Here is a 24,713-nt window from a genome sequence, read left to right as displayed (position 1 = left end):
CGGACCGCCCTCCGGTCCGCGTTGTGGAAAGGACTGAGTCAGGTCCTGGTCAGGAGATGGCCGGATTGCGTCAGCCGCGGGCGGCCAGGGCGGCCTCGCCGGCGGCGCGCATGGCGGCCAGCGGGGCCCGCGGGCAGCCGGTTATCCGCTCGACCTGGAGCACGGCCTGGTGAACCAGCAGGTCCAGGCCGCCGAGGACCGCGCCGCCGCGCGCGGACCAGGCCGCGGCCAGCGGGGTGGGCCAGGGCTCGTAGAGCACGTCGAAGAGGGCGCCGGGACGCTCCGGGACGGCACCGGCGAGGGCGTCGGCGGCCCCGGCCGGCGTCGTGGCGATGACCAGCGGGGCGGCGAGGGCCTCGGCGGCGCGCGACCAGTCCGCGGTGCGGACGGCCACGCCGAGCCGCTCGCCCCACTCGCGCATCTCCGCGGCGCGGGCCTCGCTGCGGACGTAGACGGTGACCTCGCCGGTGCAGATCCCGGCGAGGGCGGCGAGGGCCGAGGAAGCGGTGGCACCGGCGCCCAGCACGGCGGCCGAGCCGGTCTCGGTCACGCCGCGCTCGCGCAGGGCCGCGGCGATGCCGGGGATGTCGGTGTTGTCACCGAGACGGCGGCCGTCCTCGGTGAACACGACCGTGTTGACCGCCTCGACGGAGGCGGCCGTCCCGCTGACCTCGTCGAGCAGCGGGATCACCGCCCGCTTGAGCGGCATGGTCAGGGACAGCCCCGCCCAGCTGCCGTCCAGCCCGTCGAGGAACGCCGGCAGCGCGGCCTCGTCCACCTCGAAGCGGTCGTAGGTCCACTCCCCCAGGCCCAGCTCCGCGTACGCGGCGCGGTGCAGGACCGGGGAGAGGGAGTGGGCGATCGGGGAGCCGAGTACGGCCGCGCGGCGGCGCTCCTCCGGCCGGCTCATTGCGGCTTCCTGCTCTTGTTGAACTCGTCCACGAGCTTCTGGTGCTCCTGCAGGTTCTTGGTGAACGTCGTCTTCTCGTTGATGGAGACGAAGTAGTACCAGTCCCCCTGCTCCGGGTCCATGGCCGCCTTGAGGGCCTGTTCGCCGGGGTTGCCGATGGGGCCGGGGGGCAGGCCCTTGTAGAAGTAGGTGTTGTACGGGTTGTCGAGGGCCCGGAGCTGCTTGGGGCTGAGGTCCAGCTTGCTCTGGTTCTTGACGTAGTTGTACGTCGAGTCGAACTCCAGCTTGCCGTTCGTCTCGGTGTTGGTGGGCTTCAGACGGTTGTAGATGACCCGCGCCATCTTGCGGAAGTCGTCGTGCGTCATGCCCTCGGCGTTGACCAGGCTGGCCACGGTGATCAGCTGCAGCGGGGACTTCAGGCCCAGCTCGCGGGCCTTGCCCTCCAGGTCCTGCTTGGCGTAGTTCTCGTTCGCCCGGGCGACCATCTGCTTGAGGATGGTCTCCGGCTTGGTGCCCTTGCCGGCGCTGTACTGCGAGGGGAAGAGGAAGCCCTCCAGCGGGTCCTTGATCTTCGGGTCGGTGTTCGCCCACTCCGGGAGCCCGAGGCTCTTCGCCTGCTTCGTCGCGACGTCCTTGGTGGTGCCCGCGGGGAGGCCGAGCTTCTCGTCGATGGCCGCGTAGACCTGGACGGCCCGACGGCCCTCGGCGATGGTCAGGAAGTTGGCCGCGTTGGTCATCATCTCGACGGCCGCGGCGCCCGACATCTCCTTGCGCAGGGTGTAGGTGCCCGGCTGGATGGACTTCTTGGCCGCGGCGTTGGTGAAGGCGCCGACGCTCTTGACGACCCCGGCCTTCTCCAGGGCCTGGCCCATCACGGTGAGGCTGGCCCCCTTGGGGATCTCGACCCGCACCTCGCCGCTGCCCTGGCCCTCGTAGTCGGGCGCGGCGCCGAAGTGCGTCTGCCAGTAGTCGTAGGCGAGGTAGCCGCCACCGCCCACGGCGCCGAGCAGGACCACGGCGACCACGAGGCAGGCGGTGCCGCTGCGGCGCTTGTTCTTCTTGGGCTTCTTGCCCTTGCCACGGCCGGCGCGGCCGCGGGAGCGCTCCTCGCGGGGCTCGTCGTCCTCGTCCTCGTCCTCGGCCGCGGGCTCGCCGTCCCGCTCGCCGGGGCGGCCCGTGGCGGGCGGCAGGTCGTCGAAGAGGGAGATCTTCTCCTCGTCGGGCTCGGACCACTCCTGCTGCGGCTGGTAACCCTGGTGCTGCGGCTGCTGTGCCTGGTGGGCCTGCTGCTGGGGCGGCTGAGGCTGCTGATGCCCCTGCTGGCCGTGCGGCTGCTGGTGCTGCGGATGCTGAGGCTGCTGGGGCTGCTGCTGATAGCCGTCGGGCGCACCGTAGTAGTCGCCCTGGCCGCCGCCGTACGTGCCGCCGCCCTGCTGCCCGTACTGCTGCTGACCGCCCTGCTGCTGCCCGCCCTGCGAGGGGTCCCAGCCGTACTGCTGCTGGCCGTGACCGTACTGGGGCTGCTGCGACTGCTGCGGATGCTGCTGCTGTCCGCTGTAGCCCTGGTCCCCGTACAGCGGGTCGTCAGGATGCCACGGTTGGGAGCCGGAGCCCCGGCCGTACTCAGTCATCGATCCCCTAGAGCCGCGCAGCGGCAGCAGGTGGGCGCTCCGAGGAGCGCGGTTCCCAGTCGCCCGGCCGTCGTCGGAGACGTCAGCCGGGCGGCTGCCATGTTCAGCGCGGAACGTTACCGTACTGCGATCAGATGACCACTTCGACGGTCTCGCCCGGGGGCCTGCCGGAGACCTTCTCGGTCTCCAGCGCGTTCTGCAGGATGACGACCGCGGCCGCCTGATCGACCACGGACCGGCCCTTCTTCGAGCTGACGCCCGAAGCGCGCAGGCCCTGCGTGGCCGTGACCGTCGTCATCCGCTCGTCGACGAGGCGCACCGGCACGGGCGCCACGCGGCGCGCCATCTCCTTGGCGAAGGTGCGCACCTTGGCCGCGGCCGGCCCCTCCCCTCCTTTGAGGGAACGGGGCAGGCCGACGACGACCTCGATCGGCTCGTACTCCGTGACGATCTCCACGAGCCGCTTGTGGGCCTTGGGGATGTCACGCCCCGGCACGGTCTCCACCGGCGTGGCGAGGATCCCGTCGGGGTCGCACGAGGCGACCCCGATCCGGGCGTCCCCGACGTCGACGGAGATGCGTCTTCCTCGGCGCACGGGGATCAGGCCGCCTCGGCCACGAGGCGCTCGACGGCGGCCATGGCCTCGTCGACGGCCTCGGGGTTCTGGCCGCCGCCCTGGGCGACGTCGGGCTTGCCGCCACCGCCGCCGCCGAGGGTCTTGGCGGCCGTGCGGACCAGGTCGCCGGCCTTGAGACCGCGCTCGCGGGCGGCCTCGTTGGTGGCGATGACCGTCAGCGGACGGCCGTTGGCGACGGTGAACAGCGCGACCACGGCCGGGCGGCCGCCGTTGATGCGGCTGCGCACGTCGAGGACGAGCTTGCGCAGGTCGTCGGCGCCGGTGCCGTCCGGGACGCGACCGGTGACCAGGGCGGTGCCGTGCACGTCCTTGGCGCCCTCGGCCAGGCCCGCGGCGGCCTGCAGGACCTTCTCGGCGCGGAAGCGCTCGATCTCCTTCTCGGCGTCCTTGAGCTTGGCGAGCATCCCGGAGATCTTCTCCGGCAGCTCCTCCGGGCGGCCCTTGACGAGCTCCTGGAGCTGGGCGACGACCGTGTGCTCCTTGGCCAGGAAGTTGTAGGCGTCGACGCCGACGAGGGCCTCGACACGGCGCACGCCGGAGCCGATGGACGACTCGCCCAGCAGCTTCACCAGACCCAGCTGGGCGGTGTTGCCCACGTGGGTGCCGCCGCACAGCTCCTTGGAGAAGTCGCCGATGGTCACGACGCGCACGCGCTCGCCGTACTTCTCGCCGAACTCGGCGATGGCGCCGGCCTTCTTGGCCTCGTCCAGGCTCATCACCTCGGCCTGCACGTCGAGCTCCCGGGAGAGGACCTCGTTGATGCGCTGCTCGACGTCGGTCAGCACGGTGCCGGGCACGGCGGCCGGCGAGCCGAAGTCGAAGCGGAAGCGGCCCGGCGAGTTCTCCGAGCCGGCCTGGGCGGCCGTCGGGCCGAGCGCGTCGCGCAGGGCCTGGTGGGTGAGGTGGGTGGCCGAGTGGGCGCGGGCGATGGCCCGGCGGCGCGTGACGTCGATCGCGGCGTAGGCGGAGGCACCGACGGTGACCTCGCCGACCTGGACGACGCCCTTGTGGACGTGCACGCCCGGCACGGGCTTCTGCACGTCGCGGATCTCGATCACCGCACCGGTGTCGAGCTTGATGCGACCGGTGTCGGCCAGCTGGCCGCCGCCCTCGGCGTAGAAGGGGGTGCGGTCCAGGATGACCTCGACGTCGTCGCCCTCGGTGGCGGCCGGCGAGGGCAGGCCGTCGACGAGGAGACCGACGATCGTGGACTCGTTCTCGTTGCGGGTGTAGCCGGTGAACTCGGTCTCGCCCGCGGTGTCGGCGACCTCGCGGTAGGCGGACAGGTCGGCGTGACCGGTCTTCTTGGCCTTGGCGTCGGCCTTGGCGCGCTCCCGCTGCTCCTTCATCAGGCGGCGGAAGCCCTCCTCGTCCACGGAGAGGCCCTGCTCGGCGGCCATCTCCAGGGTGAGGTCGATCGGGAAGCCCCAGGTGTCGTGGAGCAGGAACGCCTTGTCGCCGGCCAGGACCTTGCCGCCGCCGGCCTTGGTCTCCGTCACGGCGGTGTCGAGGATGTTGGTGCCGGCCTTCAGCGTCTTGAGGAAGGCGGCCTCCTCGGCGAGGGCGACGGTCTCGATGCGCTTGCGGTCGGTCTCCAGCTCCGGGTACTGCTGCCCCATCGTCTTGACGACGACGTCGAGGAGCTCGGCCACGACGGGACCGGTGGCACCCATCAGGCGCATGTTGCGGATGGCGCGGCGCATGATGCGGCGCAGGACGTAGCCGCGGCCCTCGTTGCCGGGGGTGACGCCGTCGCCGATGAGCATGGTGGAGGTGCGCATGTGGTCGGCGACCACGCGCAGCGAGACGTCGGTGTCCCGGGCGGCGCCGTAGCGGACGCCCGTCAGCTCGGTGGCCTTGTCCATGACGACGCGCAGGGTGTCGGTCTCGTACATGTTCTGCACGCCCTGCAGGATCATGGCGAGGCGCTCGAGGCCGAGACCGGTGTCGATGTTCTTCGACGGCAGCTCCCCGAGGATCGGGAAGTCCTCCTTGCCGTCGCCGGCACCGCGCTCGTACTGCATGAAGACCAGGTTCCAGATCTCCACGTAACGCTCGTCGTTGACGGCCGGGCCGCCCTCGGCGCCGAACTCCGGGCCCCGGTCGTAGTTGATCTCGGAGCACGGGCCGCACGGGCCGGGCACGCCCATGGACCAGTAGTTGTCCTTCTTGCCCAGGCGCTGGATCCGCTCGGCGGGCACGCCGACGACGTCGCGCCAGATGCGCTCGGCCTCGTCGTCCTCGAGGTAGACGGTGATCCAGAGCTTCTCCGGCTCCAGGCCGAAGCCGCCGTCCGCCACGGGAGCCGTGAGCAGCTCCCAGGCGAGCTTGATGGCGCCTTCCTTGAAGTAGTCGCCGAAGGAGAAGTTGCCGCACATCTGGAAGAACGTGCCGTGGCGGGTGGTCTTGCCGACCTCTTCGATGTCCGGCGTGCGGACGCACTTCTGCACGCTGGTGGCGCGCGTGAAGGGCGGCTTGACCTCGCCGAGGAAGTACGGCTTGAAGGGCACCATGCCCGCGGGGACCAGGAGCAGGGTCGGGTCGTCCGCGATGAGCGACGCCGACGGCACGACGGTGTGCCCACGCTCCTCGAAGAAGCGCAGCCAGCGCCTGCGGATTTCAGCCGACTCCATCAGTGGTCCTCTTTCCGGGTGTACGAGTGGTTGGTGTGCTGCGGGTCGATCGCCACGAGGTGACGCTGACCGGGGAGCGCGCGGTGCTCGGGGGCGGGCGGCGCGGCCGTGAGGCCCAGCGCGTCCTTGAGCGCCGCTTCCCGGTGCGCCATGCCGTCGCGGACGTCCAGCGCGAAGAGCTTGACCTTGCGCCCGGCGATGACCGCGCGGTCCGCGGCCTGCAGGGCCAGGCTCTCCGGGGTGAGCTTGGCGAGCTTCCGGTTGACCTTGGTGGTGGCCCAGACACCGGCTGCTACACCGGTCGTGAACCAGAAGGTGCGGCGGAACATTCCTGGGTCAACCCTTCCCACGGGTGCGGCGGCCGGCACGTGCGGACGGCAGGGGGCGGCCGCCGGCCTTGCCGACGAAGACGGAGCGCTCCGGCTCGGGAGCGGCCTTGCGGCCCATCGCCCGCCGCACGCCGTAGCCGAAGGCGGCGACCTTGACCAGCGGGCCGCCGAAGGCGGAGGAGACGGTCGAGGAGAGCGCCGAGGCGTTCGCCGTGACCTCCTGGACGTCCGCGGCGATCGAGTCGACGCGGGCGAGCTGGGTGTGCGCGGAGCGGACCGTCGCCGAGGCGTCCGCGAGGAGCGGCACGGCCTGCTCCGTGACGTCGGCGACCAGTCTGGTGGCCGCCTTGAGCGTCTGCGCGAGCCGTACCAGCACCAAGGCGATGAAGGACACCAGAATGGCCCAGAAGACGGCCACGAGGATCCCGGCCACCTCTCCACCGGACACGCTGCACCGCTCCCTAGCTGTTGTCTTTTGCTGCTCGGATACCGACCTTATCGCGCCGGGCCTCCGCGCCCGTACCGCATTACCGGTCCGTACGGCACCGGATGCGCGAGCCCCCGGGGGCCGGAAACGCGGCAGCCCGCCGGCCCGCGGCCACGAGGGCCTGCGGAACGACGGGCTGGGCGGAAGGAGAGTCCTTGCGTCCGGTCTTAGCGGGCGTAGTACTCGACGACGAGCTGCTCGTCGCAGATGACCGGAACTTCCTTGCGGTTGGGCAGGCGGTCCAGGCGGAAGGCCAGGGCGCCCAGGTTGACCTGCAGGTAGCGCGGGGTCTCACCCTCGGCGGCGAAGCCACCGGCGCGGGCGGTCTCGAACAGCGGCTTGCTGCGGCTGCGCTCGCGGACCATCACGACGTCGTTCGGGGCGACGCGGAAGGACGGCTTGTCGACCTTGCCACCGTTGACCTCGATGTGGCCGTGGACGACCATCTGACGGGCCTGGTAGATGGTGCGGGCGATGCCCGAACGCAGGACGAGGGCGTCGAGGCGGCGCTCGAGCTCGACCACCAGGGCCTCGCCGGTCTTGCCCTCGGCCTTGCGGGCGCGGTCGTAGGCGCGGACCATCTGGCGCTCGCTGATGTCGTACTGGGCGCGCAGACGCTGCTTCTCGAGCAGACGGACCTTGTAGTCGCTGTTCTGCTTGCGGCCACGGCCGTGCTCACCCGGCGGGTAGGGGCGGGCCTCGAAGTACTTGACGGCCTTCGGGGTCAGCGCAATGCCGAGCGCACGAGACTTCTTGACCTTGGGACGCGACTGGTTAGGCACGTTCTCCAGACCTCCGAAATAGGTTAGGTTAGGCTTACCTTACTCAAGGAGATCGCATGTCTCGCCCGGGGAACACCAGTCACATCACGGACAGCACGCAGAAGACGGACGCTCTTGATGGCGCCGACGTGACGGAGGTCCGATCAGATCGTGGTCAGCCGCGTCCCAGCGGACTTGAAATCGCGCGGATGCCGTCAGCAGCCGAGCGCACACGAACTCTCGTACAGAGTACATGCTCCGCGGTGCTGCTGATTCCCGGGGCCGCCGTCACCCGCCCCGACCAGCTGATGCCCGAGGCGCGCAGCGTCGGTCCCGACGGCGAGATCTTCCTGGTCTTCCCCTCCGACAGCCCGGCCGTGCGCGCCGCGACCCACGCCCAGGACGACGAGCTGGCCGCCGTCCTGGAGCTCACCGACGTGGCCCCGGTCTCCGTCCCCAACCGCATCCGCGGCCGCGCCTGGGTCTCCGGCTGGGTCACCTGCGTCCCCGGCGTGACCGAGCCCGGCCGCATGATGGTGCGGCTGGAGGTCGGCGAGGCGAGCGTGGACGACCTGTGGGGCGCGGAGGACGTGGAGCCGGAGGAATTCGCCCGGGCCCACCCCGACCCGCTCGTCTGCCACGAGGCCGAGCTGCTGCAACACCTGCATTCCGGCCACGGCGACCAGGTGCGCGCGCTCTACACGCTCCTCGGCGAGCGGGCCGAGGACGTGCGCCGCGCGGGCGACCAGGCGGTGCCGCTGGCGCTGGACCGCTTCGGGCTGCGCGTCCGGTTCACCCGTGCGGGCAGCGGGGCGCCGGCGGACCGGTCCTTCGACGCGCGCTTCGAGTTCCCGGAGCCGGTCCGCGACGTGGGCGGCTTGCGCCGGGCGATGCACACGCTGTTCGAGGCGGCCTCGGATTGACGGCGGTCGGCTGAGCGGGTTCGGCACCGCCGGACACCCACGTTCGACGTCTCGCCGTTGCGGCGGGAGAAACACCGGGGAGCTGCCCGCAGCTCTCATCCCGCCGCGACGGCGCGCGACCCCCACCGGAGGTGATCGGCGGTGCCGAACCCTGATCAGCCCTCCTGCTCCCCGCGCAAGCGGGACCGCACCCGTTCCACCACATCCGCGTAGCGGGCCTCCGCCCCGTACCGCGTCGGCGCGTAATAGCGTCGGTCGCGGACCGTGTCAGGCGCGTACTGCTGGGCCGCGATGCCGCCGGGCAGATCGTGCGGATACAGGTACCCCTGCGCATGCCCCAGCTTCTCCGCACCTTTGTAGTGCCCGTCCCGCAGATGCGGCGGCACCGGCCCAGCGAGGCCCGCCCGGACGTCCGCGAGGGCGGCGTCGATGGCGAGGTACGCGGCATTGGACTTCGGAGCCAGGGCCAGCGCGATGGCGACCTGGCTCAGGGTGATCCTCGCCTCGGGGAAGCCGATCAGCGCAACGGCCTGCGCACCTGCGACCGCCGTCTGCAGGGCCGTCGGGTCGGCCAGGCCGATGTCCTCGCTCGCGGAGATCATCAGCCGGCGCGCGATGAACCTCGGGTCCTCGCCCGCTTCGATCATGCGGGCCAGATAGTGCAGCGTGGCGTCGACGTCCGAGCCGCGGATCGACTTGATCAGGGCGCTCGCGACGTCGTAGTGCTGGTCGCCGTCCCGGTCGTACTTCACCGCCGCCCGGTCGACCGAGTCCTCCAGCGTCTCCAGGGTGATCTCGGCGTCGCCCTTGGCGATGGCCGAGCCGGCGCCGGCCTCCAGGGCGGTGAGGGCGCGGCGGGCGTCGCCGCCCGCGATCCGCAGCAGATGCGCCTCGGCGTCCTCCGGCAGGGTCACCGCGCCGCCGAGCCCGCGCTCGTCGGTGAGGGCACGGTGCAGCAGCCCCCGCAGGTCGTCGTCGGTGAGGGCCTGCAGGGTCAGCAGGAGGGAGCGGGACAGCAGCGGCGAGATGATCGAGAAGTAGGGGTTCTCCGTGGTGGCCGCGATGAGCGTGACCCAGCGGTTCTCCACGGCGGGCAGCAGGGAGTCCTGCTGGGCCTTGCTGAAGCGGTGGATCTCGTCGAGGAAGAGGACCGTCTCCTTGCCGTAGCCGCCGGAGGCGCGGCGCGCGCCGTCGATGACGGCCCGCACCTCCTTGACGCCGGCGGTGATCGCGGAGAGCTCCACGAAGCGCTTGTTGGTGGCCTGGCTGACGACGTACGCGAGGGTCGTCTTGCCGATGCCGGGCGGGCCCCAGAGGATCACCGAGGACGGGCCGGCGGGGCCGCCGCTGCCCTCCCCCACCAGCCTCCGCAGGGGGCTGCCGGGCTTGAGCAGGTGCCCCTGCCCCACGACCTCGTCGAGCGTGCGGGGGCGCATGCGCACGGCCAGGGGACTGCTCGCCGGGTCTTTCTCCTGGCGGTCCTCTGCGGCTGCGGTGAACAGGTCTGGCTCCACGTCCGAAACCCTATGTCACGGCACTGACAAGGCCGCCGGACCAGGGGTCCGGCGGCCTTGATCAAGCCAGGTGCGGGGCGGTCAGGCGGTGCCGCCCGTCCAGAAGTCCCACCACCGGGTGAGGACCAGCATGCCGATGATGCCGACCCACAGCACCGGGACCACCCAGTGGAACTCCAGGACCGCGCGGCGCGGGCCGTCCGGCAGCGGGATGAAGCCGTGCCGGATGTTCTGCACGGTCACGTACCAGAACATGAAGATCGTGGCGACCCAGGCCAGGCAGCACCACAGGCACAGCGACCCGATGACGTACAGCGACTGGTACTGCAGCCAGGTGCAGAAGCCGACGCCGAAGAGCGTGCCGGCCTGCATACCGAGCCAGTACCAGCGGGGCAGGCGGGCGCCCGAGAGCACCGCCAGGCCGATCGCGATGATCGCGCCGTAGCAGACGAGCCCCAGCATCGGGTTGGGGAACCCGAAGGCGTGGGCCTGCTCGCTCTCCATGATGTTGCCGCAGGAGACGATCGGGTTGAGGCTGCACCCGGGGGTGAAGGTCTTCCCGACCGCCTTGGCCTCGAGGATCTTGTTCTTGTCGATCGTGATGACCCAGGCGGCGAGCAGCCCCAGCGCACCCGTGATGACGAGCAGCAGCGCGAACGCGCGGCTGCCGCCGGCGGCGCCCGTCGCGGGGCCGTCCCGCTCCTCGCCGTCGGTGTCGGAGCGGTCGAGTGCCGAAGTGGTCATAGCGCCGTTGATCCCATCAGTCGGTCCCTGGCGCCCATTCTGCACCAGAGGACATGCAATCAGCCCTGCTTGGCCAGGACTTCACCCACGACGTCGGTGAGGGCGACGGCCTTCTGCTCGCCGCTCTCCAGGTCCTTGAGCTGCACGTTGCCCTCGGCCAGGTCGCGCTCGCCCGCGATGACCGCGAAGCGGGCACCGGAGCGATTGGCCGACTTCATCGCGTTCTTCAGGCCCTTGCCGCCGAACGCGAAGTCGGTGGCGACGCCGTTGCGGCGCAGCTCGGTGACCACGCCGAAGAGGACCTTGCGGGCCTCCTCGCCCAGCGGGACCGCGTAGACGTCGGTCGGCGAGGGCAGGTCGAGCGCGATGCCCTCGGCCTCCAGGGCGAGGACCGTGCGGTCCACGCCGAGCGCCCAGCCGACGGACGGCAGCGCGGGGCCGCCGATCATCTCGGACAGGCCGTCGTAACGGCCGCCGCCGCCCACCGCGGACTGCGAGCCGAGGCCGTCGTGGACGAACTCGAAGGTGGTGCGGGTGTAGTAGTCGAGGCCGCGGACGAGCTTGGGGTCGTCCTCGAAGCCGACGCCCGCGGCGGTCAGCAGCTCGCGCACCTGGTCGTGGTAGGCCTTGCAGGCCTCGCACAGGTGGTCGCGGAAGAGCGGGGCGCCGACGAGCTGCTTCTGGACGTCCTCGCGCTTGTCGTCCAGGACGCGCAGCGGGTTGATCTCGATGCGGCGGCGGGTGTCCTCGTCCAGCTCCAGGCCGCGCAGGAAGTCCTGCAGGGCGGCGCGGTAGACGGGGCGGCACTCCTTGTCGCCGAGCGAGTTCAGCAGGAGGCGGAAGTTCTGCAGGCCGAGCGACTTGTACGCGTCGACGGCCAGGATGATCAGCTCGGCGTCCAGCGCCGGGTCCTCGGCGCCGATGGCCTCCGCGCCGACCTGCGAGAAGTGGCGGTAGCGGCCCTTCTGCGGGCGCTCGTAGCGGTAGTACGAGCCGGAGTACCAGAGCTTGACGGGCAGGTTGCCGTCCTTGTGGAGGTTGCCCTCCAGTGCCGCGCGCAGCACGGAGGCGGTGCCCTCGGGGCGCAGGGCGAGCTGGTCGCCGCCGCGCGTGGTGAGGGTGTACATCTCCTTGGTCACGATGTCGGTCGACTCGCCGACGCCGCGGGAGAACAGCTCTACCTGCTCGAAGCCGGGGGTCTCGACGTAGCCGTAGCCGGCCCGCTTGAGCGGGGCGGCGATGGCCTCGCGGACCGCGAGGTAGACGGCGGAGGTGGGGGGCTTGAGGTCGTAGGTGCCCTTGGGGGCCTTGAACGTACTCACGGGAAAATCGTCACATTCCTCTTCGCGGAGCGGCGGTAGGGCCGCCTCCGGAGCCGCGCTGCGTGTCCGCCACTTCCCGCAGGTACGGGTTGGTGGCGCGCTCGCGGCCGATGCTGGTCTGGGGGCCGTGGCCGGAGAGGACCACGGTCGAGTCGTCCAGGGGCAGGCACACGCGTGCCAGCGACCGGAGCATCTCGGCGTGATCACCGCCCGGCAGGTCGGTGCGTCCGATGGAGCCGGCGAACAGCAGGTCGCCCGAGAAGAACACCGACGGGACGTCGGAGGTCTCGGGCAGCCGGAAGGTCACCGACCCCTTGGTATGGCCGGGCGCGTGCGCGACGGTGAACTCCAGCCCCGCGAGGTCGAGGCGCGAGCCGTCGGTCAGCTCCTTGACGTCGTCGGGCTCCCCGACCGTCAGCTCGCCCATGAGCTGCTGCCCGATGGAGCGGCCGAGGGCCTTCTCCGGGTCGCTCATCATGTAGCGGTCGGCGGGGTGGATCCAGGCCGGGACGTCGTGGGCGCCGCACACGGGGACGACCGAGGCGACATGGTCGATGTGGCCGTGGGTGAGGACGACGGCGACGGGCTTGAGCCGATGCTTCCTGAGCGCCTCCTCGACCCCGGGGGCCGCCTGGTGGCCCGGGTCGATGATCACGCACTCCTCGCCGGCGGCGGGGGCGACCAGATAGCAATTGGTCCCCCAGGCCCCGGCGGGGAACCCGGCAATCAGCACATTCGTCCTTAATGATCGACCAGCAGAATTTCATCAGCGGTGCGGCCGGGGCGCCCCAGGGGGATCACCGGCTGCGAACAAGAGCCTACCGGCGGCACTCCCGCGGCCGCGAACCCGTATACGGTACGGGCACACCAGCAACACAGGGCTCATGACATGGACAAATCGGTATGAGGAGTAGACCCGGTGGTCAGTAACGAGCAGCGGCGGCGGCAGCTCGCCCGGGAGAAGTTCGAGCGGCAGCAGCAGCGTCGCGAGGAGGCCCGGCGCAAGGGCCGCCGCCGGAACGCGGTGATCGCCGCCGGCCTCGCGGTGGTGCTGGCCGCGGGCGCGGGCGCCTACGCCACGGGCGCGCTGTCCGGTGACGACAAGAAGGACAGCGCCGACGCCGCCCCCGAGACTTCCCAGAAGCCGTCCAAGGGGCCCGACCCGTGCGCCAAGGCCGCCCCCGGCTCCCCCGCCACGAAGACGTGGAAGTCGGAGCCGGAGATGGGCATCGACAAGTCCGCGGCGTACGCGATGGACTTGAAGACGACCTGCGGCACGATCGACGTCAAGCTCGACGCGGCGAACGCCCCGCACACGGTCAACTCCTTCAACTTCCTGGCCGGCGAGGGCTACTTCGACCACACCAAGTGCCACCGCCTGACCACCAGCGGCATCTACGTCCTGCAGTGCGGCGACCCGAAGGGCCTCGGCTCGGGCGGCCCGGGCTACACCCTGCCCGACGAGAACCTCAAGGACTCCAGGCTCAAGGGGAACGTCTACCCCGCCGGCACGGTGGCGATGGCCAACACCGGCCAGCCGCACACCGGCGGAAGCCAGTTCTTCCTCGTCTACCAGGACAGCCCGCTGCCCCCGACGTACACGCCCTTCGGCACGATCGGCGCCGAGGGCATGAAGACGCTCAAGAAGATCGCCGGTGCGGGCGAGTCGCGGGGCGCCGGTGACGGCGCCCCGAACGCGACGGTGGTCATCGACAAGGCGACGGTCGCCAAGTCCTGACCCCGGCCCGGCGCCCCGATCAGGCCTCCGGTGCCCGGTTGTTGCCCGCAGAGCGAAATTTCGGTCGCGCGGGATACGGACAGCCAGGGCGCCGGTCGCCTATGTTGGCGTTGTGTAGGGTGCCTGATCCGGCGGCTACCCGCACCCAAATGATCAAGCCGTCGGACCGGCCAGGGCGCGGCCCTGCCCGGAACAACTGTGGACGATGCGCGAGGGCCGCACGCCGGCCTCGGCATCATGTGGAGGAGGCGCTGTGAGCAGCGACCCATGGGGCCGCGTCGACGAGACGGGGACCGTGTACGTGCGTACTGCCGACGGGGAGCAGGTCGTCGGATCGTGGCAGGCCGGGTCTCCCGAGGAGGCCCTTGCTTACTTCGAGCGCAAGTACGAGGGCCTGGTCGTCGAGATCGGCCTCCTCGAGAAGCGGGTCAAGACCACCGACCTGTCGGCCAAGGACGCGACGACCGCGATCGACCACCTGCGCACGCAGGTCGACGAGCACCACGCCGTCGGTGACCTCGCCGCGCTGCGCGTCCGTCTCGACAAACTCGTCGAGACGGTCGAGGCGCGCCGCGAGGAGCGCAAGGCCGCCAAGGCCAAGCAGGCCGACGAGGCCCGTACGGCCAAGGAGGCGCTGGTCGCCGAGGCCGAGGAGCTGGCCGCGAGCGAGCAGTGGCGGTCGGCCGGCGAGCGGCTGCGCGCCCTGGTCGACACCTGGAAGGGCCTTCCCCGCCTGGACCGCAAGGCCGACGACGAGCTGTGGCACCGCTTCTCGCACGCCCGCTCGGCGTTCTCCAAGCGGCGCAAGGCGCACTTCGCCTCCCTCGACGCCCAGCGCGAGGAGGCCCGCAAGGCCAAGGAGAAGCTGGTCGCCGAGGCCGAGGCGCTCTCCGGCTCCGCCGACTGGGGCCCGACGGCCGCGCGTTACCGCGACCTGATGGCGGAGTGGAAGGCCGTCGGCCGTGCGCAGCGCGAGGCGGAGGACGACCTGTGGAGCCGTTTCCGCGGCGCGCAGGACGTCTTCTTCCAGGCCCGCAGCGAGGTGTTCGCCGAGCGCGACGCCGAGCAGCAGGTCAACCTGACGCACAAGGAGGAGCTCGCGGTCGAGGCCGAGAAGCTGCTGCCCGTCACCGACCTGAAGGCGGCCCGCGCCGCGTTCCGCACGATCAACGAGCGCTGGGAGGCCATCGGCCACGTCCCCCGGGACGCCCGCCCGAAGATCGAGGGCCGGATGCACGCGGTGGAGCGCGCCATCCAGGAGGCCGAGGAGGCCGAGTGGCGGCGCACGAACCCCGAGGCGCGGGCCCGCGCGGCCGGTCTCACCGGCCAGCTGCAGGCGGCCGTCGACAAGCTGCAGGAGCAGGTCGACAAGGCGCGTGCCGCGGGCAACGACGCCAAGGCCGACAAGCTCACCAAGGAGCTGGAGGGGCGTAAGGCCCTGCTGGACCAGGCCCTGAAGGGGCTGGAGGAGTTCGGCGGCTGAACAGCCACATGAGTAAGGGGCTCCGGCTATTGCCGGAGCCCCTTACTCATGTGCGCTTACGGCCGTCGGGCCGAAGTCACGCGGTAGACGTCGTACACGCCCTCGACACCCCGTACGGCCTTCAGGACGTGACCGAGGTGCTTGGGGTCGCCCATCTCGAAGGTGAAGCGGGACGTGGCCACCCGGTCCCGGGACGTCTGCACGGCCGCGGACAGGATGTTGACGTGCTGGTCGGACAGGACGCGCGTGACGTCCGACAGCAGCCGGGAGCGGTCCAGCGCCTCGACCTGGATCGCGACCAGGAAGACCGAGGACTGGGTGGGCGCCCACTCGACGTCGATGATCCGTTCGGGCTGCTGCGAGAGCGACTCGACGTTGACGCAGTCGGCGCGGTGCACCGAGATGCCGTTGCCGCGGGTGACGAAGCCGATGATGGGGTCGCCGGGCACCGGCGTACAGCACCGGGCGAGCTTCACCCAGACGTCCTCGACACCCTTGACGATCACGCCGGGGTCCGCGCTGGAGCGCCGCTTGGAGCGGCCGCGGATCGGGGTGGTCTCCTCGATGTCCTCGGTGGCGGCGTCCTCGCCGCCGAGGGCCTGGACCAGCTTCTGCACGACGCCCTGCGCCGCGACGTGGCCCTCGCCGATGGCGGCGTAGAGGGAGGAGATGTCGGGGTAGCGCATCTCGTGCGCGAGGGTGACCAGGGAGTCGCCGGTGAGGATCCGCTGGATCGGCAGGTTCTGCTTGCGCATGGCGCGCGCGATGGCGTCCTTGCCCTGCTCGATGGCCTCGTCGCGGCGCTCCTTGGAGAACCAGGCACGGATCTTGTTGCGCGCGCGGGGGGACTTGACGAAGCCCAGCCAGTCGCGGGAGGGACCGGCGCCGGGCGCCTTGGAGGTGAAGACCTCGACCAGATCGCCGTTGTCGAGGGTGGACTCCAGCGGCACGAGCCGCCCGTTGACCCGGGCTCCTATCGTGCGGTGGCCGACCTCGGTGTGGACGGCGTAGGCGAAGTCGACCGGGGTGGCACCGGCCGGGAGCGCTATGACATCGCCCTTGGGCGTGAAGACGAAGACCTCGTTGCGGGAGAGGTCGAAGCGCAGGGACTCCAGGAACTCGCCCGGGTCCTCGGTCTCCTTCTGCCAGTCCAGCAGCTGCCGCAGCCAGGCCATGTCATTGACGGTGTCCTGGTTCTTGCCGGCGTTCTTGGGCACGTCGGTGCGCACCTTGGAGGCTCCGGCGACGGCCTCCTGCTTGTACTTCCAGTGCGCGGCGATGCCGTACTCGGCGCGGCGGTGCATGTCGAAGGTGCGGATCTGCAGCTCGACGGGCTTGCCGCTGGGCCCTATGACCGTCGTGTGCAACGACTGGTACATGTTGAACTTGGGCATCGCGATGTAGTCCTTGAACCGCCCGGGCACCGGGTTCCACCGGGCATGGACGGTGCCGAGCGCCGCGTAGCAGTCGCGGACGGTGTCGACGAGGACGCGGATGCCCACCAGGTCGTAGATCTCGGCGAAGTCGCGGCCCCGCACGATCATCTTCTGGTAGACGCTGTAGTAGTGCTTCGGCCGGCCGGTGACGGTGGCCTTGATGCGGGCGGCGCGCAGGTCGGCCTGGACCTCGTCGGTGACGATGGCCAGGTACTCGTCGCGCTTGGGGGCCCGCTCGGCGACGAGACGGACGATCTCGTCGTACATCTTGGGGTAGAGGATCGCGAAGGCGAGGTCCTCCAGCTCCCACTTGATGGTGTTCATGCCCAGCCGGTGCGCCAGCGGGGCGTAGATCTCGAGGGTCTCGCGGGCCTTCTTCTCCTGCTTCTCCCGCTTGAGGTAGCGCATGGTGCGCATGTTGTGCAGGCGGTCGGCGAGCTTGATGACCAGGACGCGCGGGTCCTTGGCCATGGCGACGACCATCTTGCGGACGGTCTCGGCCTGCGCGGCCTCGCCGAACTGCACGCGGTCGAGCTTGGTGACGCCGTCCACCAGCAGGGCGACCTGGTCGCCGAAGTCGCGGCGCAGGTCGTCCAGGCCGTACTCGGTGTCCTCGACGGTGTCGTGCAGCAGCCCGGCCATCAGCGTGGCCGGATCCATGCCGAGCTCGGCGAGGATCGTGGTCACCGCGAGGGGGTGGGTGATATAGGGATCGCCGCTCTTGCGCTTCTGGCCGCGGTGCCAACGCTCGGCGACCTGGTAGGCGCGCTCGATCTGGCGCAGGGTCGTCGCGTCGGCCTTCGGGTCGTTGCCGCGCACGATGCGCAGGAGCGGCTCGAGGACCGGGTTGTACGGGCTGGAGCGCTGGACGCCGAGACGGGCGAGGCGGGCCCGGACGCGGCTGGAGGAGCCGGGGCGCGGGGCGCTGGGCGGCGGCGTGGGCCGGACGGGTGACGTACCCGCGACGGCCGGGACCTGGCTCTTCGGTCCGCTGCCCGCGCCGGGGCCGGCCGGCGGCCGGGGCGTGGACTCAGGCGCGCTCTGCGGGCGGCCCTTGGGCGTGCCCGCGGCCGCCGCGGCCTCGGGAGACGGCTTGTCCGGTTGTGCGGCGGTGAGCGGCTGGGCCTCGTCTGGCAAGAGCACTCCTCATGCGGGGTCCGGCCCCCCGATCAGGTCCGGACAACCATGGTATCGACCCGGACGGCGGGGCTGCCGCGCACCCGGCTGTGCTCAGAAGAACGCGGGGCGGGCCCCGGGGTCTTCCCCGGGGCCCGCCCCGCGTTGCGCAGTGCGTGCCGGTCCTGCCCTGCAGGGCAGGTCAGAGGCGCGTCAGACCGTGATCAGCGCCTCCAGCGGGGCGTCGCCGAGGGCGTCCGCGAGCCGCTCGCGGCCCGGCAGGAAGCCGAGCTCCATGAGCACGACGACACCGGCGACCTCGGCGCCGGCCCGGCGGATCAGCCGGAGCGAGGCCTCGGCGGTGCCGCCGGTGGCCAGCACGTCGTCGATGACGAGGACGCGGTCGCCGGGGCCGACGGCGTCGGCGTGCATCTCGATCTCCGCCGTGCCGTACTCCAGCTCGTAGGCCTGGGCCAGCGTGGCTCCGGGGAGCTTGCCGGCCTTGCGCACGGGCACGAAGCCGAGCCCCGCGCGGACGGCGGCCGGGGCACCGAGGATGAAGCCCCGCGCCTCCAGGCCGACGACCTTGGTGGCGCCGTGGCGCTTGCACAGCGCGGCGAGCTCGTCGGTCAGGGCGGCGAACGCCGTGGCATCGGCGAGCAGGGGGGTGATGTCCTTGAACATCACGCCCGGCTTCGGATAGTCGGCCACGTCGTGGATGTGCGTCAGCAGCAGGTCACGCAGCTTCTCGTCGGCCGTGCCGACGCCCGTGGTGCTCATCGGCGCTTCCCCTGGGGGCGGCCGCCGCGGGTGCCGCGGGCGCGGGCGGCGGACTGGCGGGGACCGACGACACCGGCGGGGTCCTCGGTCTCCTCTTCCTCGTCGCCGGGGACCTCGTCGCGCGGCTCCTCGCCCGACTCGCCCTTGGCGGCCTGGGCGGCACGCTTGGCGCGCACCCGCTTGGCCAGGGCCTTCATCTGCGGGTCGCGCTCCTTGAGGTCCGCGACCAGCGGCGTGGCGATGAAGATCGACGAGTAGGCACCGGCCGCGAGGCCGACGAACAGGGCGAGCGAGATGTCGTTGAGCATGCCCGCGCCGAGGAAGCCGCCGCCGATGAACAGGAGGCCGGCGACCGGCAGCAGCGCGACCACCGTGGTGTTGATCGAACGCACCAGGGTGCCGTTGAGGCTGCGGTTGGCGATCTCGCTGTAGGTGAAGCGGGTCTGCTTCGTGATGTCCTTCGCGCCCTCCTTCAGACCGTCGAAGACGACGACGGTGTCGTAGAGGGAGTAACCGAGGATGGTGAGCAGACCGATCACGGTGCCCGGGGTGACCTCGAAGCCGACCAGTGCGTAGACACCGACGGTGATGGTGAGGTCGTGGATCAGGGCGATCAGGGCGGCGATGGCCATGCGCCACTCGAAGGCGATCGCCAGGTAGATCACCACAAGGATCATGAAGATCCCCAGGCCGTACCAGGCCTTCTTGGCGATCTCGTCACCCCAGCTCGGGCCCACGATGTCGGTGTTGACCTTGTCCGTGGAGACGCCCAGCTGCTTGGCCAGGGCCTCCTGGGTGGCGCGCGACTGCTCGGTGGTGAGGTCGCTGACCTGGACGCGCAGCGGGCCGTTGCCGAGCTTCTGGACGATCGCGGTGTGACCGGAGGTCTGCTCCGCGGTCTCCCGGGCCGCTTCGGCCGAGACCGAGGTGCTGGGCGTGGTGAAGACCGCGCCGCCGGAGAACTCAATGCCCATGTTCAGGCCGCGCACCGCCAGGCCGACGATGGCCGTGATGGTGATGAGGATCGAGATGCCGTACCAGATCTTCCGCTTGCCCACGAAGTCGTAGCCGACCTCGCCGCGGTAGAGCCGGGCGCCGAGATTGCCGAGCTTGGACATCTCACGCCTCCTTGGGGTCGACGGGGGCGGAGGGGCGGCGGGAGGCCCGCAGCGGCGGCTTGACGCCGAGCCGCTTGGGGTCGAGCCCGGACCACGGATGGCCGCTGGCGAAGAACTTGCGCCGGGCGAGGAGCGTCATCAGCGGCTTGGTGAAGAAGAAGACCACGACGACGTCGAGGAGCGTGGTCAGACCGAGCGTGAACGCGAAGCCCTGCACCTTGCCGACGGTGACGATGAAGAGCACCGCGGCGGCCAGGAAGGACACGAAGTCGGAGACCAGGATCGTGCGCCGGGCGCGCGGCCAGCCGCGCTCGACGGCCGGGCGCAGGGTGCGTCCGTCGCGGATCTCGTCGCGGATGCGCTCGAAGTAGACGATGAAGGAGTCGGCGGTGATGCCGATCGCGACGATCGCACCGCAGACGGCCGGCAGGTTCAGCGCGAAGCCGATGGCCTGGCCGAGCAGCACCATGATCGTGTACGTGAGGATCGCCGAGGCCAGGAGGCTGGCGAGGGCGACGAGCGCGAGACCGCGGTAGTACGCGACCAGGTAGATGATCACCAGGCCGAGGCCGATGGCGCCGGCGAGCAGACCGGCGCGCAGCTGCTCACCGCCGAGCGCGGCGGTGACCGTCTGCTCGGTGACGACGTCGAAGGACAGCGGCAGGGCGCCGTAGGACAGCACGTTGGCGAGGTCCTGGGCGCTGGCCTGGGTGAAGCCGCCGGAGATCTCCGCCTGGCCGCCCGTGATCGAGGTCGAGACGGACGGGTCGGAGACGACCTCGCCGTCGAGGACGATCGCGAACTGGTTCTGCGGGGGCTGCTTGCCGGCGAGCTGGCCGGTGACGTCCGCGAACTTCTTGGAGCCGCTGGAGTCGAACTTCAGCTGGACGAGCCAGCCGCGGCCCTGCTGGCTGTCGAAGACGGCGTCGGCGCCGGTGACGCCGGTGCCCTCGACGGACACCGGGCCGAGGATCTCCTTGGCCGAGCCGTCCTTCTTGCAGGCCACGATGACGTCGGTCGTCTTGGCGCCCGCCGCGGCCTCGCTCGCCTTGGCGCGGCCCTCGGGGGTGGTGCAGTCCAGGGCGTCGAGCTTCTTCTGCAGCGCGGCGACGTCGGCCGGGGAGGGCGTGGGCTCCTTGGACTTGTCGTCCTTCTTGCCCTCGTCCTTCTTGGCGTCGTCCTTCTTCTCGTCCTTCGCCTTGTCGTCCTTGGCGACGGCCGAGGCGGACGGGGTGGCGTCGGCCTTGACGGCGTCGGTGACCGGGCGGCCCTGCTGGCGCGGGCTCGCGCTCGCGGAGGGGGCGCCCGAGGCCGAGGAGGAGGCGGAGGCGGAAGGCGAGCCGGACGGCTTGGTCTTGCCGTCCTTGTCCTTGGCGTCCTTGTCCTTGCCGGGGGACGAGGCGTCGGGAGTGGGCTCGTTCTTGGCACCGGGGGCCACGGACAGCACGGGGCGGAAGCCGAGCTTGGCGGTGGTTCCGACCTGCTGGCGGGCCTGCTTCGCGTTCGTCCCCTTGGGGATGTTCACGATGATGTGGTTGTCGCCCTGCGTCTGGACCTCGGCCTCGGTGACGCCCAGACCGTTGACACGCCGCTCGATGATGCCGACCGCGGTGTTCATATTGGTCGGGTTGATCGCATTGGGCTTGCCGGGCTCGTTCTTGGCCTCCAGCGTGAAGCTGGTGCCGCCCGCGAGGTCGATGCCCAGCCGCGGCGTGGTGCGCCCTGAGGCGAACATCCCCCCGGTGAGCGCCACCATGGCGATCAGGATCAGGGCCAGGACCCGGCCCGGCCTGCCCTGGCCGCCCGGGGACCTGCGGCCCTTCTTCGGTGCTGCCACCTTGTCGTTTCTCCCTGTCCAACCGCCCGGTTCCGTGCGTTCGCCGGGCGGCCACGAATGTTGTGGGGACCTGCCCCCCGCCGGAGCCTAGACCGTCAGGGAACCGCGGCGCACTGCCCCAGCAGTGCTCCGCGGTTCCTCGAAGGGCTACTTCGCGTCGGCGTCGCCGTCCTGCTTGCCGTCCCGCTTGGCGTCCTTGGTGTCCTCGGCGGCCTTCTCGGCGTCCTTGGACTCCGGCTCGGCGGCCTTCTCGCCCTCGGCGGCCTCGCCCTTGCCCAGGTCGATCTTCTTGTCGGCCGGGGCCTCGGACTCGGTCAGCGACGAGGCGTCGTCCGGGACGACAGGGGTCTCGGACTCGTGCGGCTCGATCCCGTGAACGATGCGGTTGTACTCGGCGTCCTCCAGGACGGCGCCGATGGCGTTCTTCGCGTAGATCGCGTGGACGCCCGGGGCCACCTCGAGGAGGACCGTGTCGTCGCTGACCTCCTTGACGGTGGCGTACATGCCGCCGATCGTCCGCACGCCGGTGCCCGGGTGCATCTGGTCGCGCATCTGCGCCGCCTGGCGCTGCTTGTTCTTGGCCGATCGCGTCATCAGGAACATGGCCCCGATGAGCACGATGAACGGCAGGAGAGTCACGATATTCACGGGACGGGGTTTCCTTCACACGACCGCGGGGGTGCGGCCTTCTACGGGGGTGGTATGCCGCGCCGGTACGGACGGCATCGGCGGAGTCTAAGCGAGTCCGCGCCTATGGAACAACGCCCAGCATGGCACCGTGGTTCCTGACCCGACCAGCCCCCGCGCCGTCACCCTCCGAAGAGGCCCTGCTGGGGAGGGGTGCCCGCCCGGCCCGCCGTTCCGGCGTCGTCGACGAGGCCGAGGTGCTCCCACGCGGCCGGGGTGGCGATGCGGCCCCTGGGCGTGCGGGCCAGCAGCCCCTCGCGGACGAGGAACGGCTCGGCGACCTCCTCGACCGTCTCGCGCTCCTCGCCGACGGCCACGGCCAGGGTGGACAGGCCCACCGGTCCGCCGCCGAAGAGCTTGAGGAGGGCGGTCAGGACGGCGCGGTCCAGCCGGTCGAGGCCGCGGGCGTCGACCTCGTAGACGTCGAGGGCCTGGGCGGCGATCTCGCGGGTGATCACCCCGTCGGCCTTGACCTGGGCGTAGTCGCGGACGCGGCGCAGCAGGCGGTTGGCGATGCGGGGGGTGCCGCGGGAGCGGCCGGCGATCTCGGCGGCGCCCCGGTCCTCTATCTCCACGTCCAGCAGCCGGGCCGAGCGGTGCACCACGCGCTGCAGCTCGGCGGGGGCGTAGAACTCCATGTGCCCGGTGAAGCCGAAGCGGTCGCGCAGCGGGGGCGGGAGCAGGCCGGCCCGGGTGGTGGCGCCGACGAGGGTGAACGGCGGCAGCTCCAGGGGGATGGCGGTGGCGCCGGGGCCCTTGCCGACGATCACGTCGACGCGGAAGTCCTCCATGGCCATGTAGAGCATCTCCTCGGCGGGCCGCGACATGCGGTGGATCTCGTCGAGGAAGAGGACCTCTCCTTCGGTGAGGGAGGAGAGGATCGCGGCGAGGTCGCCCGCGTGCTGGATGGCGGGGCCGGAGGTGATGCGGATGGGGGCGCCCATCTCGGCCGCGATGATCATCGAGAGGGTGGTCTTGCCGAGGCCGGGGGCTCCGGAGAGCAGCACGTGGTCGGCGGTGGCGCCGCGGGCCCGGGCGGCCTTGAGGACGAGGTCGAGCTGCTCGCGCACGCGCTCCTGGCCGACGAACTCGCCGAGGTCCTTGGGGCGCAGCGCGGCCTCGACGGCCCGGTCCTCGCCGTCGGCGCCGGTGGCGACGAGGCGGTCGCCTGCGGGGGGCTCCGCGTATGCGGATTCGTCGTCCCAGTTCACGGGTTGAACCTCACGGTTGAATGCTTGTCGGTCTGTGGGCAGGCGTTCCGCACGGCGATGGGGGTGCCCCCGTGCCGTTCAGGCTATGGGGAGGGAGGGTGGGCACGAACCACCCTCCGGGCCGCACCGGATCCTGCTCATCGCGCCCGGTTCAGCGTCTGCAGCGCGGCCCGCAGCAGCTGGCCGACCTGCGGCTGACCGCCGTCGGCGAGGACGGCCTCCGCCCGGGGGGCCACCGCCTCCACCGCTTCGTCCGCCTCGCGGGTGGCGTAGCCCAGGCCGACGAGCGCGGCCTGGAGCTGATCGCGCCAGCCCGCGGCGGCGGGGGCGGCGGCCGGGGCGGCCGAGCCGACGGGCTTGCCGAGCCGGTCCTTCAGCTCCAGCAGCAGCTTCTGCGCGCCCTTCTTGCCGATGCCGGGCACGGCGGTCAGGGCCTTCTCGTCACCGGAGGCGAAGGCGCGCCGCAGGGCGTCGGGGCTGTGCACGGCGAGCATGGCCTGGGCGAGGCGGGGCCCGACGCCGCTGGCGGTCTGCAGCAGCTCGAAGGTCTGGCGCTCGTCGTCGTCGGCGAAGCCGTAGAGGGTCAGGGAGTCCTCGCGGACGACGAGGGAGGTGGCGAGGCGGGCCTGCTGGCCGATGCGGAGGCCCGAGAGGGTGTTGGGCGTGCACTGGACGGCCATGCCGATGCCGCCGACCTCGACGACCGCGGTGTCGGGGGCGAGGGCGGCGACGGGGCCGGAGACGAAGGCGATCATCGGGTGCCCTTCGGGAGGCGGACGGGTGCGGTGGTGCGGCGCTGGGCCGCGGCGAGCTGCTGCAGGCGGCCGGCGGCCGGGGCGCGCCAGATGTGGCAGATGGCCAGGGCCAGGGCGTCGGCGGCATCGGCCGGCTTCGGCGGTGCGTCGAGCCGCAGGAGGCGGGTGACCATGGCGCCGACCTGGGCCTTGTCCGCCCGGCCGGAGCCGGTGACGGCGGCCTTGACCTCGCTGGGGGTGTGCAGGGCGACGGGCAGGCCGCGGCGGGCTGCGCACAGCATGGCGACGGCGCTGGCCTGGGCGGTGCCCATGACCGTGCTGACGTTGTGCTGGCTGAAGACGCGCTCCACGGCGACGAATTCGGGCCGGTGCTCGTCGAGCCACTGCTCGATGCCGCGCTCTATGAGGACCAGGCGGTCGGCGGTGTCGGCCTCGGCGGGGGTGCGGACGACGCCCACGCCGACCATGCGCAGCGGGCGGCCCGCCGTGCCCTCCACCACGCCGACGCCGCAGCGCGTCAGCCCCGGGTCCACGCCCAGTACCCGCATCGCCCCTCCTTGGCTCACCTGCCCCGGCAGGCTATCGGCTGCCACTGACAACGGCCGATCATGCCGACGGGCCGGCGGGACGAGTGTCCCGCCGGCCCGTCGGCCGACCGCAG

Annotated in this window: 22 protein-coding genes; 3 read left to right on the top strand and 19 right to left on the bottom strand. The window is 71.4% G+C overall.

From position 1 onward, the window contains the following. Positions 1–70: 70 nt before the first annotated feature. The 7 genes from AS857_RS23705 to rpsD all read right to left on the bottom strand — a co-directional run bounded on the left by AS857_RS23705 (position 71) and on the right by rpsD (position 7,409). The gene (locus tag AS857_RS23705; protein ID WP_058045285.1) at positions 71–910 is read right to left on the bottom strand and encodes a shikimate dehydrogenase; all 840 of its coding nucleotides are present in this window, start codon (positions 908–910) and stop codon (positions 71–73) included. After that, on the bottom strand, positions 907–2,541 hold the full coding sequence (gene mltG, locus AS857_RS23700; protein ID WP_058045284.1) for an endolytic transglycosylase MltG: 1,635 nt from the start codon (positions 2,539–2,541) through the stop codon (positions 907–909). The genes AS857_RS23705 and mltG overlap by 4 nt, the downstream gene beginning before the upstream one ends. A 130-nt stretch (positions 2,542–2,671) precedes the next feature. Further along, positions 2,672–3,136, bottom strand: coding sequence for a Holliday junction resolvase RuvX (gene ruvX / locus AS857_RS23695; protein ID WP_058045283.1), 465 nt, complete (start codon positions 3,134–3,136; stop codon positions 2,672–2,674). 5 nt (positions 3,137–3,141) lie between these two features. Beyond that, positions 3,142–5,811 (bottom strand): alanine--tRNA ligase, encoded by a 2,670-nt coding sequence (gene alaS, locus AS857_RS23690; RefSeq protein WP_058045282.1) that lies wholly within the window; start codon positions 5,809–5,811, stop codon positions 3,142–3,144. Next, positions 5,811–6,140 carry a DUF6167 family protein gene (locus AS857_RS23685; RefSeq protein ID WP_058045281.1) on the bottom strand — a complete coding sequence of 110 codons (330 nt, stop codon included), beginning with the start codon at positions 6,138–6,140 and terminating at the stop codon, positions 5,811–5,813. The genes alaS and AS857_RS23685 overlap by 1 nt, the downstream gene beginning before the upstream one ends. 7 nt (positions 6,141–6,147) lie before the next feature. Then, entirely contained in the window at positions 6,148–6,588 is a 441-nt protein-coding gene (locus AS857_RS23680) for a DUF948 domain-containing protein (protein WP_168091324.1), read from the bottom strand. A gap of 206 nt (positions 6,589–6,794) precedes the next feature. Next, a complete protein-coding gene (gene rpsD / locus AS857_RS23675; protein ID WP_058045279.1) occupies positions 6,795–7,409 on the bottom strand; it encodes a 30S ribosomal protein S4 in 615 nt (204 codons plus the stop codon). A 188-nt stretch (positions 7,410–7,597) separates the two neighbouring features. Between rpsD and AS857_RS23670 the strand changes: the two genes are divergently transcribed. Continuing rightward, positions 7,598–8,311 carry a DUF2470 domain-containing protein gene (locus AS857_RS23670; RefSeq protein ID WP_058045278.1) on the top strand — a complete coding sequence of 238 codons (714 nt, stop codon included), beginning with the start codon at positions 7,598–7,600 and terminating at the stop codon, positions 8,309–8,311. 155 nt (positions 8,312–8,466) lie between these two features. Here the strand turns inward: AS857_RS23670 and AS857_RS23665 are convergent, their stop codons facing one another. From AS857_RS23665 to AS857_RS23650, 4 genes are all read right to left on the bottom strand, one after another. After that, the gene (locus AS857_RS23665) at positions 8,467–9,825 is read right to left on the bottom strand and encodes a replication-associated recombination protein A (RefSeq protein WP_079110581.1); all 1,359 of its coding nucleotides are present in this window, start codon (positions 9,823–9,825) and stop codon (positions 8,467–8,469) included. A gap of 81 nt (positions 9,826–9,906) precedes the next feature. Beyond that, on the bottom strand, positions 9,907–10,569 hold the full coding sequence (locus AS857_RS23660; protein WP_058045276.1) for a vitamin K epoxide reductase family protein: 663 nt from the start codon (positions 10,567–10,569) through the stop codon (positions 9,907–9,909). A 59-nt stretch (positions 10,570–10,628) separates the two neighbouring features. Then, positions 10,629–11,891, bottom strand: coding sequence for a histidine--tRNA ligase (gene hisS, locus AS857_RS23655; RefSeq protein WP_058045275.1), 1,263 nt, complete (start codon positions 11,889–11,891; stop codon positions 10,629–10,631). 10 nt (positions 11,892–11,901) lie between these two features. Beyond that, complete coding sequence (locus AS857_RS23650; protein WP_058045274.1) at positions 11,902–12,624, bottom strand: MBL fold metallo-hydrolase; 723 nt, start codon at positions 12,622–12,624, stop codon at positions 11,902–11,904. Between the two features lie 186 nt (positions 12,625–12,810). On the opposite strand from AS857_RS23650, the gene AS857_RS23645 reads away from it, so the two are divergent. Further along, positions 12,811–13,629, top strand: coding sequence for a peptidylprolyl isomerase (locus tag AS857_RS23645; protein ID WP_058045273.1), 819 nt, complete (start codon positions 12,811–12,813; stop codon positions 13,627–13,629). Positions 13,630–13,882: 253 nt separating this feature from the next. After that, the gene (locus AS857_RS23640) at positions 13,883–15,112 is read left to right on the top strand and encodes a DUF349 domain-containing protein (protein WP_058045272.1); all 1,230 of its coding nucleotides are present in this window, start codon (positions 13,883–13,885) and stop codon (positions 15,110–15,112) included. 56 nt (positions 15,113–15,168) lie between these two features. Here AS857_RS23640 and AS857_RS23635 read toward each other — a convergent pair whose 3' ends face one another. The 8 genes from AS857_RS23635 to ruvC form a co-directional block, all read right to left on the bottom strand. Further along, positions 15,169–17,685: a RelA/SpoT family protein gene (locus tag AS857_RS23635; protein WP_058045271.1), complete on the bottom strand. Its 2,517-nt coding sequence runs from the start codon at positions 17,683–17,685 to the stop codon at positions 15,169–15,171. A 192-nt stretch (positions 17,686–17,877) separates the two neighbouring features. Further along, entirely contained in the window at positions 17,878–18,444 is a 567-nt protein-coding gene (locus AS857_RS23630) for an adenine phosphoribosyltransferase (protein WP_058045270.1), read from the bottom strand. Further along, complete coding sequence (secF, locus tag AS857_RS23625; protein WP_058045269.1) at positions 18,441–19,562, bottom strand: protein translocase subunit SecF; 1,122 nt, start codon at positions 19,560–19,562, stop codon at positions 18,441–18,443. The genes AS857_RS23630 and secF overlap by 4 nt, the downstream gene beginning before the upstream one ends. Before the next feature lies 1 nt (position 19,563). Then, positions 19,564–21,399, bottom strand: coding sequence for a protein translocase subunit SecD (gene secD, locus AS857_RS23620; protein ID WP_058045268.1), 1,836 nt, complete (start codon positions 21,397–21,399; stop codon positions 19,564–19,566). Between the two features lie 147 nt (positions 21,400–21,546). Further along, positions 21,547–22,047 (bottom strand): preprotein translocase subunit YajC, encoded by a 501-nt coding sequence (gene yajC / locus AS857_RS23615; RefSeq protein WP_058045267.1) that lies wholly within the window; start codon positions 22,045–22,047, stop codon positions 21,547–21,549. Positions 22,048–22,208: 161 nt separating this feature from the next. After that, entirely contained in the window at positions 22,209–23,297 is a 1,089-nt protein-coding gene (gene ruvB / locus AS857_RS23610) for a Holliday junction branch migration DNA helicase RuvB (protein WP_058045266.1), read from the bottom strand. A gap of 137 nt (positions 23,298–23,434) precedes the next feature. Next, complete coding sequence (gene ruvA / locus AS857_RS23605) at positions 23,435–24,052, bottom strand: Holliday junction branch migration protein RuvA (protein ID WP_058045265.1); 618 nt, start codon at positions 24,050–24,052, stop codon at positions 23,435–23,437. Further along, complete coding sequence (gene ruvC, locus AS857_RS23600; protein ID WP_058045264.1) at positions 24,049–24,600, bottom strand: crossover junction endodeoxyribonuclease RuvC; 552 nt, start codon at positions 24,598–24,600, stop codon at positions 24,049–24,051. Before ruvC ends, ruvA begins: the two co-directional genes overlap by 4 nt. Positions 24,601–24,713: the final 113 nt, after the last annotated feature.

Origin of the sequence: Streptomyces roseifaciens (genome assembly GCF_001445655.1) — a bacterium.
Lineage (GTDB): Bacteria > Actinomycetota > Actinomycetes > Streptomycetales > Streptomycetaceae > Streptomyces > Streptomyces aureoversilis.
This window is presented reverse-complemented; position numbering and strand designations above follow the sequence as displayed.

Coding starts and splice junctions, on each gene's coding strand:
- alaS (WP_058045282.1), bottom strand. CDS start 5,811: ATGGAGTCGGCTGAAATCCGCAGGCGCTGGCTGCGCTTCTTCGAGGAG.
- ruvA (WP_058045265.1), bottom strand. CDS start 24,052: ATGATCGCCTTCGTCTCCGGCCCCGTCGCCGCCCTCGCCCCCGACACC.
- AS857_RS23685 (WP_058045281.1), bottom strand. CDS start 6,140: ATGTTCCGCCGCACCTTCTGGTTCACGACCGGTGTAGCAGCCGGTGTC.
- AS857_RS23630 (WP_058045270.1), bottom strand. CDS start 18,444: ATGAGCACCACGGGCGTCGGCACGGCCGACGAGAAGCTGCGTGACCTG.
- ruvC (WP_058045264.1), bottom strand. CDS start 24,600: ATGCGGGTACTGGGCGTGGACCCGGGGCTGACGCGCTGCGGCGTCGGC.
- AS857_RS23660 (WP_058045276.1), bottom strand. CDS start 10,569: ATGACCACTTCGGCACTCGACCGCTCCGACACCGACGGCGAGGAGCGG.
- AS857_RS23705 (WP_058045285.1), bottom strand. CDS start 910: ATGAGCCGGCCGGAGGAGCGCCGCCGCGCGGCCGTACTCGGCTCCCCG.
- mltG (WP_058045284.1), bottom strand. CDS start 2,541: ATGACTGAGTACGGCCGGGGCTCCGGCTCCCAACCGTGGCATCCTGAC.
- AS857_RS23670 (WP_058045278.1), top strand. CDS start 7,598: ATGCCGTCAGCAGCCGAGCGCACACGAACTCTCGTACAGAGTACATGC.
- secF (WP_058045269.1), bottom strand. CDS start 19,562: ATGTCCAAGCTCGGCAATCTCGGCGCCCGGCTCTACCGCGGCGAGGTC.